The following is a 17549-nucleotide window of genomic DNA, read 5'->3' on the forward strand; positions in this document are numbered from 1 at the left end:
GGTAATCGCTTGTCAGACTGCAATCAATTCGAGAGACGCGGCAGGATCAGATCCTTGAGATCGGTCAGCTTGCCGTGAAAAAAGTGTCCGCATTCTGCCACTTTCAGCAGCTCATGGGGGCGCTGGAGTTGCTCGGACCATTGGTAGACCCGTTGCGGATCAATGATCTCATCGGTTTCCGGCTGGATCACGGTCAGTTCGCCGTGCTGCGGCAGTTGATCCTGCTCGCCCAGGCGCATCACCGCCGGCGCGACCATGAACAGGTGCTCGAGCTGCACGCCCTCGGCTTCGAGACGGCCGCCGAGACTTGCTGCAACAAATCCGCCAAAGGAAAAACCGAACAGGGTCAGCGGCAAGTCCGGGTGTTTTTCCCGCAGCCAGGCAGCGGCGGCCTGGGCATCGTCGACTTCACCGGTGCCCATGTCGTGGGTGCCTTCGCTGGCGCCAACGCCGCGATAGTTGAAGCGCAAGGTGATCAGGCCGGCGTCGCGCGCGGTGCGCTGCAGGGTCGAGACGACCTTGTTGAGCATGGTGCCGCCCTGCACCGGGTTCGGATGGCAGATCAGCGCGATGCCGCGCGGCTGCTCGTTGTCCAGGTAAAGACTTTCCAGTTGACCCACCGGGCCGGCAATCACTACAGGGGTTTCACGCATCAGCAAGGGAGGAACTCCGTGACCTCGAATCGGGTCGACTCGTCTAGCAAATTGTCTGTGCCGATCTATTGCGAGTGAATCGCGGTATACAGCGCAGGTTCGAGCCGTTAACGTAAAGCAAAGCCGTTTATAGAGGAAGGACTCGTGGAACACTCGCTCTTAGTTTGGTTGTTACCGACTCTTGCCCTGGTTGTGGGTGTCGCCATTGGATTCCTGATCGCGCGCGTTGCGCCGAACGCCGCACCGAGCCGTACGCAGCGTCAACTGGATGATATCCAGGAGCGTTTCGACAGTTATCAAAACGAGGTGGTCACCCACTTCAACAGCACCGCGATGCTGGTCAAGAAGCTCACTCAGAGCTATCAGGAAGTGCAAGATCATCTTGCCGAGGGCGCCAACCGTCTGGCCCTCGACGAACAGACCCGCCAGCGCCTGATCGCCGCCCTGCATGCGGATGCCGCACAGGCACCGCGCGAACGCCTGACGCCACCGCGCGATCAAGAGCCGCCGCGCGACTACGCGCCGAAAAGCCCGAACTCGCCGGGCATGCTCGATGAGCATTATGGGTTGAAGAAGTAAGCAGTCTTCACGCCAGACAAAAAGCCCCCGGACAGTGATGTGTCCGGGGGCTTTTTTGTATCCGATGATTTTGTGGTGCCCATTTAATAGCCATCGCGAGCAGGCTCACTCCTACATTTTGAAATGCATGCCCCTGTAGGAGTGAGCCTGCTCGCGATGGGGCCATAACAGCCAACACAAAAAATGCCCGGTCACAAGACCGGGCATTTCTTCACTCAGGCAATCGCTTACGGATACTGCTGCACCGTACCCGGCTGTTGCTGCTGACCACCGTATTGCTGACCCGGAATCGCCTTCAGGTTGACCTCAACCCGGCGGTTCTGCGCCCGGCCATTGACGTCACCGTTACTGGCAATCGGATTATCCGGACCGGCGCCACGGGCCGACAGGTTGGCACCGCTGACGCCTTGCGAGGTCAGGTAAGTCGCCACGCTCTGCGCACGACGCTGGGACAGGTCCATGTTGTGCTGGCGGCTGCCGGTGCTGTCGGTGTAGCCGACGATTTCGATCTGATTCTGGTTGAACTCTTTCAACGAGTTGGCCAGGTTGTTCAACGGCTGGTAGAAGCTTGGAGCGATGTTCGCCGAATCGGTCGCGAAGGTGATGTTACCTGGCATGATCAGCTTGATCTGATCGCCCTGACGCTGCACTTCAACGCCGGTGTTGGCCATGCTCGCGCGCAGTTTTTTCTCCTGCTGGTCGGCGTAATAACCGTAACCGGCCGCCGAGGCACCGACGACGGCGGCGCCGATCAACGCGCCCTTGCCACGGTTATCGTGACCGATCGCGGCACCGGCGAGCGCGCCGGCCAAGGCACCGAGGCCACCGTATTTGGCGGTCTTGCTCATGCCTTGCGAGCCACCGTCGGCCTGCCCCTGATTGTCATACGGATTGGGCGAGGCACAGCCGGACAGCAAGGCCACGGCAGTAGCGACAATAATCAAACGACGCGTGGTGAACATGGAGAGCTCCTGGTTTTTTGCTTTCTTTGGTGCAGCGGCCATCGGTTAATGGACCCGTGCGGGCGTTGGATCATGACAATGCCTGAAAATTCCGCCGCACAACCGTTACAAAAAATTCAGGCACGCACGAACGGGTTTTCACGCATCTCGTCGCCCAAGCGTGTATCCGGCCCATGCCCGGTCACCACGGTTGCGTCCTCATCCAGCGTATACAACCGCTGCTTGATCGAACGCACGATGGTCGCCTGATCGCCGCCCCACAGATCCGTGCGCCCGACACCACGACGAAACAGCGTGTCGCCGGCTATCAACAGCTTAGCCTCGGAAAACCAGAAGCTCATGGAACCTGGCGTATGTCCCGGCGTGTGCAGCGCCACACCGCAACCGCAGGCCAGTTCTTCATCGTCGCTCAACCAGCGATCCGGCGACGGCACCGGCGTGTAGGGCACGCCGAACATCTGGCATTGCATTTCGAGGTTGTCCCAGAGGAACTGGTCATCCTTGTGCAGATGCAGGGTCGCGCCGGTTTTTTCTTTCATCTGCCCCGAAGCGAGGAAGTGATCGAGATGTGCGTGGGTGTGGATGATGCTGACCACTTTCAGGCCATGCGCATCGAGGCGCGCCATGATCAGGTCGGGATTGCCGCCAGGGTCGACGACGATGGCTTTTTTTGTGATCGGGTCGCCGATGATCGTGCAGTTGCACTGGAGCGGGCCAACCGCAAAGGTTTCGCGGATCAGCGCTGGCGAGGCGGCAGGCATGATGACTCCCAATAGCGTGGCAAATTTGCAGAATACGTTTGCTCACTTCAGTAATCCACGTTTTTGGTCGATACAGGGTTCCTGGCAGCCACGCGTCGGCCAGTCAAAAAAATAGTGTCAATATGATGTCACGCCACACGTTTTTGATGCAAAATCTTACTTTTCAGCGGCCGTATCTTGGACAGGCCGCGGTCCATCCAGGAATATTCACATGCCTCGCCCGACTCAATCGACTGACAGCACTTTCTCCGCATTGACTGGAAACAAAGCCGTAGACAGCTTGATCTCGGGCTCTCAGTGGGAAAGCATCCGATCGACCGATAAAAGCGCGCCGACCGAGCTGACTTTCAGTTTCATCAACGCGGGGTCGTCATATTTTGCGACTAATTACAGTGCCAACAACGAATACAACGCGGTTTTTTCCCTCACCGCCAATCAGCAAAACGCCGTCTTCAGCGCCCTGAGCTCGTGGAGTTCGGTGGCGAATATCAAATTCAGCCAGACCACCGACGATGTGTTCAATGTCGGCGATCTGCGCTTCGGCGGCTATTCACTGATGGACAGCGGCACCGTGGCCTGGGCTTATCTGCCCGGCAGTGCGCCAAGGTCCGGCGACGTCTGGATCGGCCCCGAGACCAATCAGGCAGTACCGGATAAAGGGTCCTACGATTACCTGACCTTCCTGCACGAAATCGGCCATGCCATCGGTCTCAAGCACCCGTTCGCCACCAGTGTGACCAATAACACGGTGCTGGATGCTTCGCTGGACGATGTGCGTTTTACCGTGATGAGCTACAACGACAATTACTCGTACCAGCCCACGACGCCAATGCTGCTGGACATCCTTGCCATCCAGAGCCTGTATGGTGCCAACAACGCCTGGCAGGCCGGTAACACCACCTACTCGTGGGCGAACAATCAGTCGGTTTTCGAAACCATCTGGGACGCTGGCGGCACTGACACCATTGATGCGTCCAATCAGCTGAATGCCGTGCGTATCGATTTGAATGAAGGCGCCTTCAGTCAGATCGGCAAAGCGTTTCTCGACCTCAAGACGTTGACTGCATTCAATGAAGGCCTGGCCATCGCCTACGGCGCGAAGATCGAAAACGCCGTCGGCAGCAGCAATGACGACAGCCTCACCGGCAACGCTCTGGACAATATCCTCAACGGCCTCGGTGGCGCCGACACAATGGTCGGCGGCACCGGCAATGACACCTATTTCGTCGACAATGTCGGCGACACCGTTATCGAGACCAGCAACCTGTCGAATGAAATCGACACGGTGCTCAGCTACATCGATTACACACTGGGGGCCAATGTCGAACTGCTGACCTTGATGGGCACCGGCAACCTCAGCGGTACCGGTAACGCGCTGAACAACCGCATCACCGGTAACTGGGGGCAAAACACGCTCGATGGCGGTGCCGGCGCGGACACGCTGATCGGTGGCGGCGGCAACGACACATACTTCGTCGACAACGCTGGCGATGTCGTCGTTGAAACCAGCGAAGTGGGTGGCGGCACTGACACTGTCAATTCCTCCGTCAGCTACAGCCTGAGTGCCAACATCGAAAACATAGTGTTGACCGGGTCCGCCAACCTGAATGCCAACGGCAACAGCAGCAACAACGTGATGACCGGCAACAGCGGCAACAACGTACTCAATGGCGGCGCGGGTGTGGACACCCTGATCGGTGGCGCTGGCGATGACACTTACTATCTGGACCAGTCAGCCGAACTCGGGCTGATTCAGGAAAACGGCGGCGAGGGTAATGACACCCTGCGTATCTATTACAACGCCACGGCCTCGACCAATACGGTCAACCTCAATCAAGGCAACCTCACTGACGTTGAAAACGTCTGGTTGATGGGTTCCGGCAACTACACCGTGCAAGGCAACAGTCTGGCCAACTACCTCCTCGGCGGCGCTGGCAATGACAACCTGCAGGGCGGGGCCGGCGATGACCGGCTGGATGGCGCAGCGGGTGCCGACACGCTGGCAGGCGGCACAGGTGACGACATCTATGTGATCGATAACGCCGGTGACGTTGTCGTCGAAGGCAGCGGCGAAGGCCGTGATCGCGTACTGAGCAATATCGGTTACACCCTCACCGCCAACGTCGAAGACGGACAATTGCTGGGCAACGGCGATCCGTATCTGGTCGGCAACAGCGAGGACAACACTCTGATCGGCAATGCCGGCAGCAACATCATCAATGGCCAGGCAGGCGCCGACACCATGGACGGTGGTGCCGGCAACGACACTTATTTCGTCGACAACGTGGGCGACGTCATCATCGAAAACGGCGCCTCGCTGACCGAGATCGACACGGTGCTGTCCTCCCTCGCCAACTACACGCTCGGCGCCAACCTGGAAAATCTCACCCTGCGTTTTGCCGACAATATCAACGGCACCGGTAACGCGCTGAACAACGTGATGACTGGCAACACAGGCGATAACATTCTCGACGGCGGCGCCGGTGCCGACACGCTGATCGGTGGCCTGGGCAACGATACCTACGTGGTCGATAACGCCAGCGACGTGATAGTCGAAAGCAGCGCATCGATGACCGAGATCGACACCGTGCGCTCTTCGATCAACTACAGCCTGGGCGCCAACCTGGAAAATATCGTGCTGACCGGCTCGGCCAATATCTATGCCAACGGCAATACCCTGAACAACGTCTTGACCGGCAACAGCGGCAATAACGTGCTCAACGGTGGCGCGGGCCTGGACACCATGATCGGCGGCAATGGCGACGACACCTATTACCTCGACCAGAGCGGCGAACTCTCGCTTATCCAGGAAAACGCCAGCGAAGGCAGCGATACCCTGCGCATCTATTACAACTCCACGCCGCTGACCAGCGTGGTCAACCTGAGCCTGAGCAATCTGGCCAACGTCGAGAACGTCTGGCTGATGGGCACTGGTGGCTACACGGTGCAGGGTAACAACCTGAACAACTATCTGCTCGGCAGCGCGTCGGCGGATACCTTGCAAGGCGGTAACGGCGATGACCGCCTGGACGGCGCCGCCGGGGCGGACACCTTGATCGGCGGCAGCGGTGACGATACCTACGTCATCGACAACGCAGGCGACCAGGTAGTGGAGCTGGGTAACGAAGGCCGTGATCGCGTCCTCACCAACATCGGCTACACGCTGACCGGCAACGTCGAAGACGGCCTGTTGCTGGGTACCAGCGACCTGTATCTGGTGGGCAACGGTCTGGACAACGTCCTGACCGGCAATGCCGGCAGCAACATCATCAACGGCCAGGAAGGCGCCGACACCATGGACGGCGGTGCGGGCAACGATACCTATTTCGTCGACAACGTCGGCGACGTGATCATCGAAAACGGCACCTCGCTGAGCGAGATCGACACCGTGCTGTCGTCGATGTCCAATTACACGCTCGGTACCAATCTTGAAAATCTGACGCTGCGCTTCGCCGACAATATCAACGGCACCGGCAACGCGCTGAATAACGTCATCACTGGCAACGCCGGCAATAACATTCTGGATGGCGGTGCGGGTGCCGACACCCTGATCGGCGGTCTGGGCAACGACACCTATGTGATCGATAACGTCGGCGACGTGATAGTCGAAAGCAGCGCATCGATGACCGAGATCGACACCGTGCGCTCTTCGATCAACTACAGCCTGGGCGCCAATCTGGAAAACGTCGTGTTGACCGGCTCGGCCAATATCTATGCCAACGGCAATACCCTGAACAACGTCTTGACCGGCAACAGCGGCAATAACGTGCTCAACGGCGGCGCGGGGCTGGACACCATGATCGGTGGCGCCGGTGACGACACCTATTACCTCGACCAGTCAGGTGAGTTGTCGCTGATTCAGGAAAATGCCAGCGAAGGCACTGATATCTTGCGTATCTACTACAACGCTACTGCTTCCAATAACACGATCAACCTCAACCCGGGCAACCTCAGCCACGTCGAAAACGTGTGGCTGATGGGTACCGGTAACTACATCGTGCAAGGCAACGGCCAGGACAACTATCTGCTCGGCGGCGCTGGCAACGACACGCTGCAGGGTGGTGCCGGTAACGACCGTCTGGATGGCGCGGTTGGCGCGGACACACTGGCCGGCGGTACAGGCGATGATACTTACGTGATCGATAACGCCGGTGACCTGATCATCGAAGGCCCCGGCGAAGGCCACGACCGCGTGCTGAGCAATATCGGCTATACCCTGACCGCTAACGTCGAAGACGGCCTGTTGCTGGGCGCCAGCGACCTGTATCTGGTGGGCAACGGTCTGAACAACGTTCTGACCGGCAATGCCGGCAGCAACATCATCAACGGCCAGGAAGGCGCCGACACCATGGACGGCGGTGCGGGCAACGATACCTATTTCGTCGACAACGTCGGCGACGTGATCATCGAAAACGGCACCTCGCTGACCGAGATCGACACCGTGCTGTCGTCTATGTCCAACTACACGCTCGGTACCAATCTGGAAAATCTGACGCTGCGCTTCGCCGACAATATCAACGGCACCGGCAACGCGCTGAAGAACGTCATCACTGGCAACGCCGGCAATAACATTCTGGATGGCGGTGCGGGTGCCGACACCCTGATCGGCGGTCTGGGCAACGACACCTATGTGATCGATAACGTCGGCGACGTGATTGTCGAAAGCAGCACCCTGATCAATGAGATCGATACCGTTCGCTCCTCGTTCAACTACAGCCTGGGCGCCAATCTGGAAAACGTCGTGTTGACCGGCTCGGCCAATATCTATGCCAACGGCAATACCCTGAACAACGTCTTGACCGGCAACAGCGGCAATAACGTGCTCAACGGCGGCGCGGGGCTGGACACCATGATCGGTGGCGCCGGTGACGACACCTATTATCTCGACCAGTCAGGTGAGTTGTCGCTGATTCAGGAAAATGCCAGCGAAGGCACTGATATCTTGCGTATCTACTACAACGCTACTGCTTCCAATAACACGATCAACCTCAACCCGGGCAACCTCAGCCACGTCGAAAACGTGTGGCTGATGGGTACCGGTAACTACGTCGTGCAAGGCAACGGCCAGGACAACTATCTGCTCGGCGGCGCTGGCAACGATACGCTGCAGGGTGGTGCCGGTAACGACCGTCTGGATGGCGCGGTTGGCGCGGACACACTGGCCGGCGGTACAGGCGATGATACTTACGTGATCGATAACGCCGGTGACCTGATCATCGAAGGCCCCGGCGAAGGCCACGACCGCGTGCTGAGCAATATCGGCTATACCCTGACCGCTAACGTCGAAGACGGCCTGTTGCTGGGCGCCAGCGACCTGTATCTGGTGGGCAACGGTCTGAACAACGTTCTGACCGGCAATGCCGGCAGCAACATCATCAACGGCCAGGAAGGCGCCGACACCATGGACGGCGGTGCGGGCAACGATACCTATTTCGTCGACAACGTCGGCGACGTGATCATCGAAAACGGCACCTCGCTGACCGAGATCGACACCGTGCTGTCGTCTATGTCCAACTACACGCTCGGTACCAATCTGGAAAATCTGACGCTGCGCTTCGCCGACAATATCAACGGCACCGGCAACGCGCTTAATAACGTCATCACTGGCAACGCCGGCAACAACATTCTGGATGGCGGTGCGGGTGCCGACACCCTGATCGGCGGTCTGGGCAACGACACCTATGTGATCGATAACGTCGGCGACGTGATTGTCGAAAGCAGCACCCTGATCAATGAGATCGATACGGTTCATTCCTCGATCAATTACACCCTGGGCGCCAACCTGGAAAACCTGCAACTGACGGGCAGCACCAACCTGCTGGGCTATGGCAACGAACTCAATAACGTCCTCACTGGCAACGATGGCAACAACGTGCTCAATGGCGGCGCCGGCAACGACACATTGATCGGTGGTCGCGGCGTTGACATGCTCACTGGTGGCAGCGGGGCCGATACCTTTGCGTTCACCGACATCAGCGAAGTGGGCAAAGGCGCCGAGCGCGACGTCATTTATGACTTCAACAGCCTGCAGGGTGACAAGATTGATTTCTCGGCGTTCGACGCCAATCTGGGCACTGCCGGCCTCGACGCCTTCACCTTTATCGGTGCGGGCGACTTCACCGGTGCCGGGCAATTGCGCTTTGTCGATCAGGTGCTGTCAGGCAATGTCTCCGGTAATGCCGGCGCTGACTTCGAGATTCATCTGGTCGGTGTGAACGCTTTCTCCGAGCAGAACCTTGTGGCTTGATTGACATGAGTTGAACGCAACGCACAACGCGCTGATGAAAAAAACGCCCCGAACCTGTCGGGGCGTTTTTTTTGCAACCGCTGCATGGCGCTATGCCAACAGCCCCAGCTCCTTGGCTCTGGCCACCGCTTGAGTGCGCCGCTCTACTCCCAGCTTGCTATTGATGTGGCTGGCATGGGTTTTTACGGTATGCAGGGAAATGAACAACTGCTCACTGATCTGCTGATTCGAACAACCTTGAGCAATCAGCCGCAATACCGCCAGCTCCCGAGTGCTCAGTTGTTCTGCGGCGCTGGTGTCCACGCCCACGGCTGCGGGCGGCGCAAGCTGCGCGAGCAACTGTTGCGCCGCCCGCGCTGGCGAGTTCTGCACATGCGCACGCAGCCAATCCGCGTGGTCTTTCACTAACCGGTCGAATGGCTGCAAGACGCCACCGCCAGCGGCTTCCAGCGCTTGAATGAACACCTTGCGCGCCTCTGCCTCGCGTGCACCGGTCAGAAGCAGCGCGACTTTCTGCGTCAAGGCCATCACACAGAGCAACTGGCGTCCGCTTTGCTGGCCGTTCTGGTGCAACGCGTCCAGACGCCCCTCGGCGAGCATCGGGCGCCCCTGAATGACATCGAGCAGCGCCTGCTGCAGTTCGACATGCAATGGCAGTTGTGGATGGAATTCGGGCGGTGCTGCGGCCTGCTCACCGGTATAGGTCTGGCTCAAGCGCGTGAGCCAGGCCTCGGCGAGATCGGTGCGCCCCTGCGCCAGCCACAGTTCGCATTTGACCAGAGTGATCATCGCCAGGTAATAGATCGGCGGTACGTCCCAGATGTGCATCAAGCGTTCGGCTTCGGCGAGTTCGGCAAACGCCTTGGCGAATTCGCCTCGACTACCGTCCAGACGCGCAATCACGCAATGGCCGATCAACACGCTGATATCGCGGCAGGCGCGCGCTTCGCCAAGGCCCGCCAAGAGGCGCACTCGCGCCGCGTCGGGCTGCATGCGCATCGCCAGCAGAAAACCTTCGTACAACGTCAGCCGCGCGCGCACCGCATACAAGCGTTGCGGCGACAGACCGCGCAAGCGTTCCAGGCCCTGGTGCACTTCATCCAATGCCCGCAAGATCTCGCCCCGCGACTGCAACACCCGCGCCCGGTCGTAATGCGCGAGCGCTTCGAACAGCGGATTGCCAACACGCTGCGCCAGCTCCAGAGATTCACGGTTGAGGCCGCGGGCCCGCCACAGGTCACCGTCGGCAATCGCCAGATTGGACAGGGTCGACAAACACATCAGCCGTTGCCCATAACGTTTGGCCGGCAGGCTTTCCAGGGCCTCGGTGCAGTATCTGATCGTCAGCTCCCGATGGCCGCGCCCACGGGCAATGATCCCGCTCAACGCCAGCCACTGCGCCAGCATCGACTTCTGGGCAGTGGCCGAAGGCGCCGGCAGAAAGCGGCTCAGATGACTGGACAGATCTTCGGCGGCATCGAGCTGGCAGGCCAGCCCCAGTGCCCAGCTGTACAGAACGATCAGCCGTGGTGTGCTGATCAGCAGGCTGTCGGGCAAGTCCATTTTCCAGCGCAGCAACATGCCGACATTCTGCTCGGCGAGCAGTTGTTCCTCGGACAGGTTCTGCACCAGATTTGCCGCCACATCGAGGTGACCGGCACGCAGGGCTTGCTCCACAGCTTCATCGAGCAGGCCCTGCGCGTTGAACCAGCGACAGGCGCGCAAGTGCAACGTGGCAGTCGGCACCAGCGCCTGCGCCGGAGGACGACTGCGCAACAAATCAGAAAACAGATGGTGATAGCGATACCAATGCCCGTGTTCATCGAGCGGCACCAGAAAAACCTGATGAGCCAGCAGGAAACGCAGGATCTCGGCGCTGTCATGGGCTTCACGCACGGCGTCGCACAACTCGCTGCAAAAACGCTCCTGCGGCGCGGTGTCATACAGGAATGTCTGCACTTCGGCCGGCAGGCAATCGATGACTTCTTCCAGCAGATAATCGCGAATCAGCCCTTCCCCGCCGTTCAACGCTTGCGGCAATGCCGCCTCGTTGCCCGCCTCGGACACGGCCAGCAACCAGAAACGCAAACCGGCGACCCAGCCTTCGCTGCGCTGGATCAGGTTTTCCAGCGCTTCGCCGCGCAGTGACGTGCTGTGGCGATCGAGCAGCGCCAACGCCTCGTCGTGGGTCAGGCGCAGATCCTGTTCATGCAGTTCGAGCAGCTGCCGCGACAGGCGCAGACGCGCCAGATGCCAGTCCGGGCGCTGGCGGCTGGTGACCATGACCAGCAGGCCATCGGGCAGATGATTGAGGAAAAACTGCAGGCAACGGTCGAGCACCGGGCCTTGGGCGAGATGGTAATCGTCGAGCACCAGCAGTAATGGTGCGGCGGCGTCGAGATGCAGCGCCAGCTCGTCGAGCAGGCCGTCGAGCCATTCTTCGAAGGCGAACGGCTGATGGCGCTGACGCATTTTCAGCAGCCCGAGGGCACCGGCACCCAACGCTGGAAAGTAATCTTGCAGACCTTCGAGCAGACGCTCGAGAAAGCGTCCGGGATCGCTGTCGCGAGCGCTCAATCCGAGCCACAGGCTTTGCCAGTGCACCGGCAGGCTCTGACAGAACTCCACCGCCAGCGAACTCTTGCCGAACCCCGCCGGAGCGCTGACCAGCAACAGACGCCCGCCGAGCCCCGCTTGCAAGCGCTCGCACAGACGCGGTCGCAGCACATAGCCGTCGGGCAGTGGCGGGCGAAAAAAACGCCCGTCCAATGCCGTGACGGCAGCACTTGCAGGACCCGGAATCGGGGACAGATCAGTCATGGCCGGCTCTTGTTCGAATGGCGTTGGCGGCGTTGCAGATGTCCGCAGCCTAGCCTTAATCGAACCGGTTATGAAGGTTGCTGCTACAAATGGCTACAAAAAGACTACAGACACGAAAACGCCCCGAACCGGTCGGGGCGTTTTCACGAGGATGCGGCCTCGGGTTTACTGCGGTTTAGCGAACACCGTCCTGACGCAGAGCGGCCGGGGTGAAGTCGCTGGTGGTGGCGGTGAAGCCGAAGTCATACGCACTCTTCTCTTCGTTCTTCATGCCCAGTGCCAGATAGCGGCCGGACTGCAGGTCGTAGAGGGTTTCCAGGGCATACCACGGCACTTGCTTGTCGTAGTAGTTCTCGGCGTGCGCCTCCGCGACGCGCCACAGTTGACCACGACCGTCGTAGTGGTCGATCACCGCTGCCTGCCAGGTGTCTTCGTCAATGTAGAAGTCACGTTTGGCATAAATGTGGCGCTGGCCTTCCTTCAGCGTCGCAGTCACGTGCCAGACGCGGCGCAGCTCGTAACGCGCCAGGTCCTGGTTGATGTGGCCGGCCTTGATGATGTCCGAGTACTTCAGTTTCGGATCGTCGAGCTTGTAGCTGTCGGAGGCGATGTACATCTCTTTCTTGCCTTCGAGCTTCCAGTCGTAGCGATCCGGGGCACCGTTGTACATGTCGAGGTTGTCGGACGTACGCAGGCCGTCCGCTGCGGTACCCGGACCGTCATAGGACACTTGCGGTGCGCGGCGCACACGACGCTGACCGGCGTTGTAGACCCACGCCGAACGTGGCTCTTTAACCTGGTCGAGGGTTTCGTGCACCAGCAGTACGCCACCGGCCAGACGTGCCGGCGCGGTCACTTTCTGCTTGAAGTAGAACAGGATGTTGCCCGGGTTCGCCGGATCGTAGTCCTTCATCTTGTCGCGGAACACGAACTGGTCCTGGAAGTACACCAGGCTGTACGAGCCGTTCGGTTGCGGCGTGGCCTGGGTCACCAGACGGGTCACGCTGCCGCCGCGATAGCGGGTGATGTGGTTCCAGATCACTTCCACGCCGGTTTTCGGAATCGGGAATGGCACGGCGGTATCGAAGTTTTCCAGACCGTTGCCGCCCGACACCAGATTGGTGCTGGTGGCGTTCTTCTTGATGGCCGCGAATACGTTATCCGGCACGGTGGCGCCGCGATGGGACGGATAGACCGGCATCTTGAAGGTTTCCGGGTAGCGCTTGAACATCGCGTACTGACCCGGCGCAAGCTTGTCCTTGTACTTGTCGGCATCCTTGGCGGTGATGGTGAACAGCGGCTGCTCGCTGGCGTAAGGGTTGGACAGGAAGCCCTTGCTGTCGACACTGCCGGCATTCTTCGGCAGTGGCTTCCAGGCCGGGATCGAACCGTCGGCGTTACCGGCCATTTCCGCGCCCATCGGCGTCAGACTTTTACCCAGCTTGTCGGCTTCAGCGGCAGGCACGGCGGCCATGACGCTGGTTGCCAGCAGCGACAGACCCAGAACACCGGCGTGGAACAGACTCTTTGTTATTTTCATAAATTCGTTCGTCCTGAAATGCAGTGCTTAGAAGTTCACGCCGAAGCTGAGCGCAACGAAGTCGCGGTCATCCACGGTGGTGTACTTGCCGTCGAAGAAGTTGGTGTAAGCCAGGCTCGCGGTGTAGGTGTTCTGATACTCGGCATCGACGCCCAGGCTGACCGCCTTGCGACCTTCCTCGAAGTTGCCGCCAGGGCCTGGCGAGTAACCGCTGACGTCGTGGGACCAGGCCACGTTCGGCTTGAGGTTCACACCGGCGAACACGTCGTTGTATTCCCAGATGGCGCGACCGCGGTAGCCCCACGACATCGACGTGGTGAAACCATCGTTGTCACAGTTGCGGCTGCGGTTGTTCTGCGGCGAACCCGGGCCTGCACCGTTGATGGTGCTGGCGTTGAGAATGTTCGCGCAGGTGTTGGCAGTGCCAGTGGCCGGCAATTCGCCCGGACCGTAGACCGGGTCGCGGCCATAACGCATGTCGGAACGGCTCTCCAGCCCGCCGACGTAGGTCGCACCGACTTCACCGACGAGGGTCAGACGGCTGGCGCCCATGACCTGATCGAAGAAGTGCGTGAAGGTCGTCTGGATCTGGGTGATTTCCTTGCGCTCGTAACCGTGCAGATCCTGACCCGGTACGCCGGTGAGCAGCGAAGCGTTGGTCAGCGCGCCGCCCAGTGGACGTACACCAGCAAACAGAATGTCGGTGGAGTTCAGCTGCACCGGTGCGTTCGGACGGTAGCTGATCTCACCGCTCCACGCCGTACCGGTAGGCAGGGTGGTGGAGAAGCTCAGGCCGTAGAGGCGAATGTCTTCAGGGTATTCAATGAAGTATTGCGAGTTGCCGGCTACCAGCAGTGGTGCGAGTGCGGCAAACGGCCCTGGCAGTCCGGCAGCTGTGTTGTAGACCGATTGCGGTGCGCCAGTGGCGCTGAAAATCGGCGCACGACTGTGGTAGTTCATGAAGTAGGCGCCAAACTCGGTGTCGAGTGGCTCGAACATGTATTTGAGGGATGCACCCCACTGACCACTGTCGCGGGCATCGCGGTCCGGACCACGGCGCACCAGCACGCCTTCCTGGTTGACGTCGACGCCGGCGTTGGCAAGCGGGCCCAGGGCAATGGCCGGAATCTGCGAACGCTTGTTCAGCACGCGCAGGTTGCTGTCGCAACCGTCGGCCACGATGTCTGGCTGGGAGAAGAAGGTGCCGCAGTTGTCGACGACCGTCTGATCCCATTCCAGTTGATAGAAAGCTTCGGCGGAAAGGTTGTCGGTCAGGCTCTGCGAGACGTAGAACATGTTGACCGGAATCAGGCCTTCCTTGATTTCGGCACCCGGACGACGGAATGCGGAAACGTCGATCGGGTTGATCGAGTTGATGCCGCCGCCGATGAAGGTGCTTTCACCCCAACTGACCACTTGCTTGCCCAGACGCACGGAGCCCGGCTGATCGGCAATCGCATAGTTGTGGTAGACGAAGGCGTCGAGGATCTGCCCGCCCGAGGACTTGGCGCCCTCCTTGCGATTGCTGTCGCTGATGTCCTTGAACTCGCGACTTTCATCCTTGAGTTCGAAGTCGTACCAGTATTTGCCACGGACAAAGACGCCGGTGTCGCCGTACTTCAATTCAAGGTCATGGATACCCTTGAAGATTTTCGAGAAGGTCTCGCCGCTCTTGAAGTTGGCGTGGCCGTCATCGGAGGTTTGCGACAGGCCGCGGCCGCCGTTGTTGACGCCGATGAGGTTCTTGTTCGGGCTCTGAGTAGACCAACTCGCACCGATCGACAGGGACGAGTCGAACTGACCTTCGATTTCACCGACGTTGAAACTGACGCCGAATGCGGGCCCGGCGAGCGAGGAGGCAAGACTGACTGCCAGAGGCAGTTTCGCCCGGCGCCAGAACTGGTTTACTGAGGTCATCGACGCTACTCCATGTGCATTATTGTTATGGCAGTGAGTACTTTCAAAAACGCTGTGAAGGGCCGGAAGCCAAGGCTGCCCGAAACCGCTTCAAAGTTGCTCGCCCCAATCAGTGCGTGTGCTCCGTTTTCAAAAAGTCCTTGAGCGGACTATAGCCAGCAGGGGGTACTGCTTGATCCCTCTAAAGTGTGATTTGCAGTCGCCAACCACTCTGGAACAGTCCTTTCGCCAGTCCGACACAAGTCGGCACGGCAAGGATGGCTGATTTTTTCGATTTCACAAGCCAAGCGCTTGCTCGGTGGGTCTGGCGCGCCGGTTTCGGCGCGCCAGCGGACACTCAAAGTGTCGAAAGGAAGGTGCTGTTGCTGGCCTGCCATTCGCTGATGTCGAGGCGGATGCGCTTCTTGTCGAGCTTGCCGACACTGGTCTTGGGAATTTCGGTAACAAGGGCAATCTGACTCGGGATCGCCCACTTGCTCAGGTGCCCCAGTTCGACGAATGGCTTGAGGTGCTCCTTGAGCTCCCGCGCGCCGATCTCATGGCCTTCGCGAATCACCAGCAGGGCAAACGGGCGCTCGCCCCACTGTGGATCGGCAATCCCCACCACTGCTACTTCGCGTACCGCGACGTGACGGCTGATCAGGTCTTCGAGGTCCAGTGACGAAATCCACTCGCCGCCAGTCTTGATCACATCCTTGATGCGGTCGCGGATGTCGATCACGCCCATGCTGTCGAGCGTGGCGACGTCGCCGGTGTGCAGCCAGCCGCCGCTCCACAGTTCTGCGCCCTTCTGCGGCTCGTTGAAATAGCCCTCGGTGAGCCACGGTGCCCGCAGCACCAGTTCGCCCTGGGTTTCGCCGTCGGCCGGGAGAAAGTTGCCCTCGCCGTCGACAATCGCTGCCTCGACCAACGGCCCCGGCACACCGGCCTTGATCCGGTAAGTAGTGCGTTCGTCTTCAGTGCCGGCCATCAGCTCATCGTTGAGATGCGCGCAGGACACCAGCGGCCCGGTTTCCGACATGCCGTACGCTGCCGTCAGCTGGATGCCCCGGGCCTTGGCGTTTTCGTACAGGGAGCGATTGAGCGCACTGCCGCCGATGACAATCTTCCAGCCGCCGAAATCAGTGTTTTGTGCGCCTTTGGCATTGAGCAGCATTTGCAGGATGGTCGGCACGCAGTGCGAGAAAGTCACTTTCTCCTTGCGCCACAGTTCGACGAGAAACTCCGGGTCGTAACGCCCCGGATAAACCTGTTTAAGCCCGAGCATGGTTGCCACGTATGGCAAGCCCCAGGCATGTACGTGAAACATTGGGGTGATCGGCATGTACACATCGCTGGTACCGAGCAGACGCACACTGTCGATCGAGCCCATGATCGTCGACACGCCGATGGTGTGCAGGACCAGTTGCCGATGGGTGAAATACACGCCCTTGGGATTACCGGTAGTGCCGGTGGTGTAGAACGTGGTCGCGACGGAGTTTTCGTCGAAGTCCAGAAAGTCGTATTGCGGACTCGCAGCAGCCAGCAATTGCTCGTATTCGCCGACCAGGTTTGGCAGCTCGGCGGTTTTTTCCGGCAGATCGGTCAGCAGCAGGGTTTTCTCGACCGTGGTCAGCTGCGGCGCGATCGCCTGATACAAGCCGACGAATTCGCTGTTGACCAGCACGAAGCGGTCCTCGGCGTGGTTCATCGTGTAAAGAATCTGCTCCGGCGACAGGCGCACGTTGATGGTGTGGATCACCGCGCCGATCATCGGGATCGCGAACATGCATTCCAGATAACGATGGCTGTCCCAGTCCATCACCGCCACCGTGTCACCGGCCTTCACACCCGCCGCCGTCAGCACGTTGGCCAGCCGTGCGACGCGCTCGATCAGCGTCGGGTAGCTGTAGCGCAACTGGTCACGGTAGATGATCTCGCGGGTTTTCTCGTACCGGGCGCCGGACATCAGCAGCCGTTTGATCAGCAATGGATACTGGTAGGCCCCGTCGGCCGGGGGAATGACGCGAGTCTGCAACATAAGAATCCCTTTTCTGACTGCACGGTATTGGCGAAGAGCTTTGTACTCTA

General features: G+C 59.7%; 9 protein-coding genes. 2 read left to right on the forward strand and 7 right to left on the reverse strand.

Features of this window, described 5'->3' with window-relative positions:
• Positions 1–23: 23 nt before the first annotated feature.
• Positions 24–653: an alpha/beta hydrolase gene (locus tag BLU52_RS19950; RefSeq protein WP_090288637.1), complete on the reverse strand. Its 630-nt coding sequence runs from the start codon at positions 651–653 to the stop codon at positions 24–26.
• Between the two features lie 144 nt (positions 654–797).
• Between BLU52_RS19950 and BLU52_RS19955 the strand changes: the two genes are divergently transcribed.
• Entirely contained in the window at positions 798–1232 is a 435-nt protein-coding gene (locus tag BLU52_RS19955) for a YhcB family protein (RefSeq protein WP_016773251.1), read from the forward strand.
• A 227-nt stretch (positions 1233–1459) separates the two neighbouring features.
• On the opposite strand, the gene BLU52_RS19960 is transcribed toward BLU52_RS19955, so the two are convergent.
• Both BLU52_RS19960 and BLU52_RS19965 read right to left on the reverse strand, forming a co-directional pair.
• On the reverse strand, positions 1460–2194 hold the full coding sequence (locus BLU52_RS19960; RefSeq protein ID WP_090286156.1) for an OmpA family protein: 735 nt from the start codon (positions 2192–2194) through the stop codon (positions 1460–1462).
• Between the two features lie 116 nt (positions 2195–2310).
• The gene (locus tag BLU52_RS19965) at positions 2311–2955 is read right to left on the reverse strand and encodes an MBL fold metallo-hydrolase (RefSeq protein WP_090286158.1); all 645 of its coding nucleotides are present in this window, start codon (positions 2953–2955) and stop codon (positions 2311–2313) included.
• A gap of 211 nt (positions 2956–3166) precedes the next feature.
• On the opposite strand from BLU52_RS19965, the gene BLU52_RS27045 reads away from it, so the two are divergent.
• Entirely contained in the window at positions 3167–9202 is a 6036-nt protein-coding gene (locus tag BLU52_RS27045) for a M10 family metallopeptidase (protein WP_157720712.1), read from the forward strand.
• Positions 9203–9292: 90 nt separating this feature from the next.
• On the opposite strand, the gene BLU52_RS19975 is transcribed toward BLU52_RS27045, so the two are convergent.
• From BLU52_RS19975 to BLU52_RS19990, 4 genes are all read right to left on the reverse strand, one after another.
• Positions 9293–12022 (reverse strand): LuxR C-terminal-related transcriptional regulator, encoded by a 2730-nt coding sequence (locus tag BLU52_RS19975; protein ID WP_090286160.1) that lies wholly within the window; start codon positions 12020–12022, stop codon positions 9293–9295.
• A 175-nt stretch (positions 12023–12197) separates the two neighbouring features.
• On the reverse strand, positions 12198–13562 hold the full coding sequence (locus BLU52_RS19980; protein WP_090286162.1) for a DUF1329 domain-containing protein: 1365 nt from the start codon (positions 13560–13562) through the stop codon (positions 12198–12200).
• A gap of 27 nt (positions 13563–13589) precedes the next feature.
• Positions 13590–15479, reverse strand: a complete 1890-nt coding sequence (locus BLU52_RS19985; protein ID WP_090286164.1) for a DUF1302 domain-containing protein — start codon at positions 15477–15479, stop codon at positions 13590–13592.
• Between the two features lie 337 nt (positions 15480–15816).
• The gene (locus tag BLU52_RS19990) at positions 15817–17499 is read right to left on the reverse strand and encodes a fatty acid--CoA ligase (RefSeq protein ID WP_090286166.1); all 1683 of its coding nucleotides are present in this window, start codon (positions 17497–17499) and stop codon (positions 15817–15819) included.
• Positions 17500–17549 lie beyond the last annotated feature (50 nt).

The sequence above is a fragment of the Pseudomonas granadensis genome (assembly GCF_900105485.1).
GTDB lineage: Bacteria > Pseudomonadota > Gammaproteobacteria > Pseudomonadales > Pseudomonadaceae > Aquipseudomonas > Aquipseudomonas granadensis.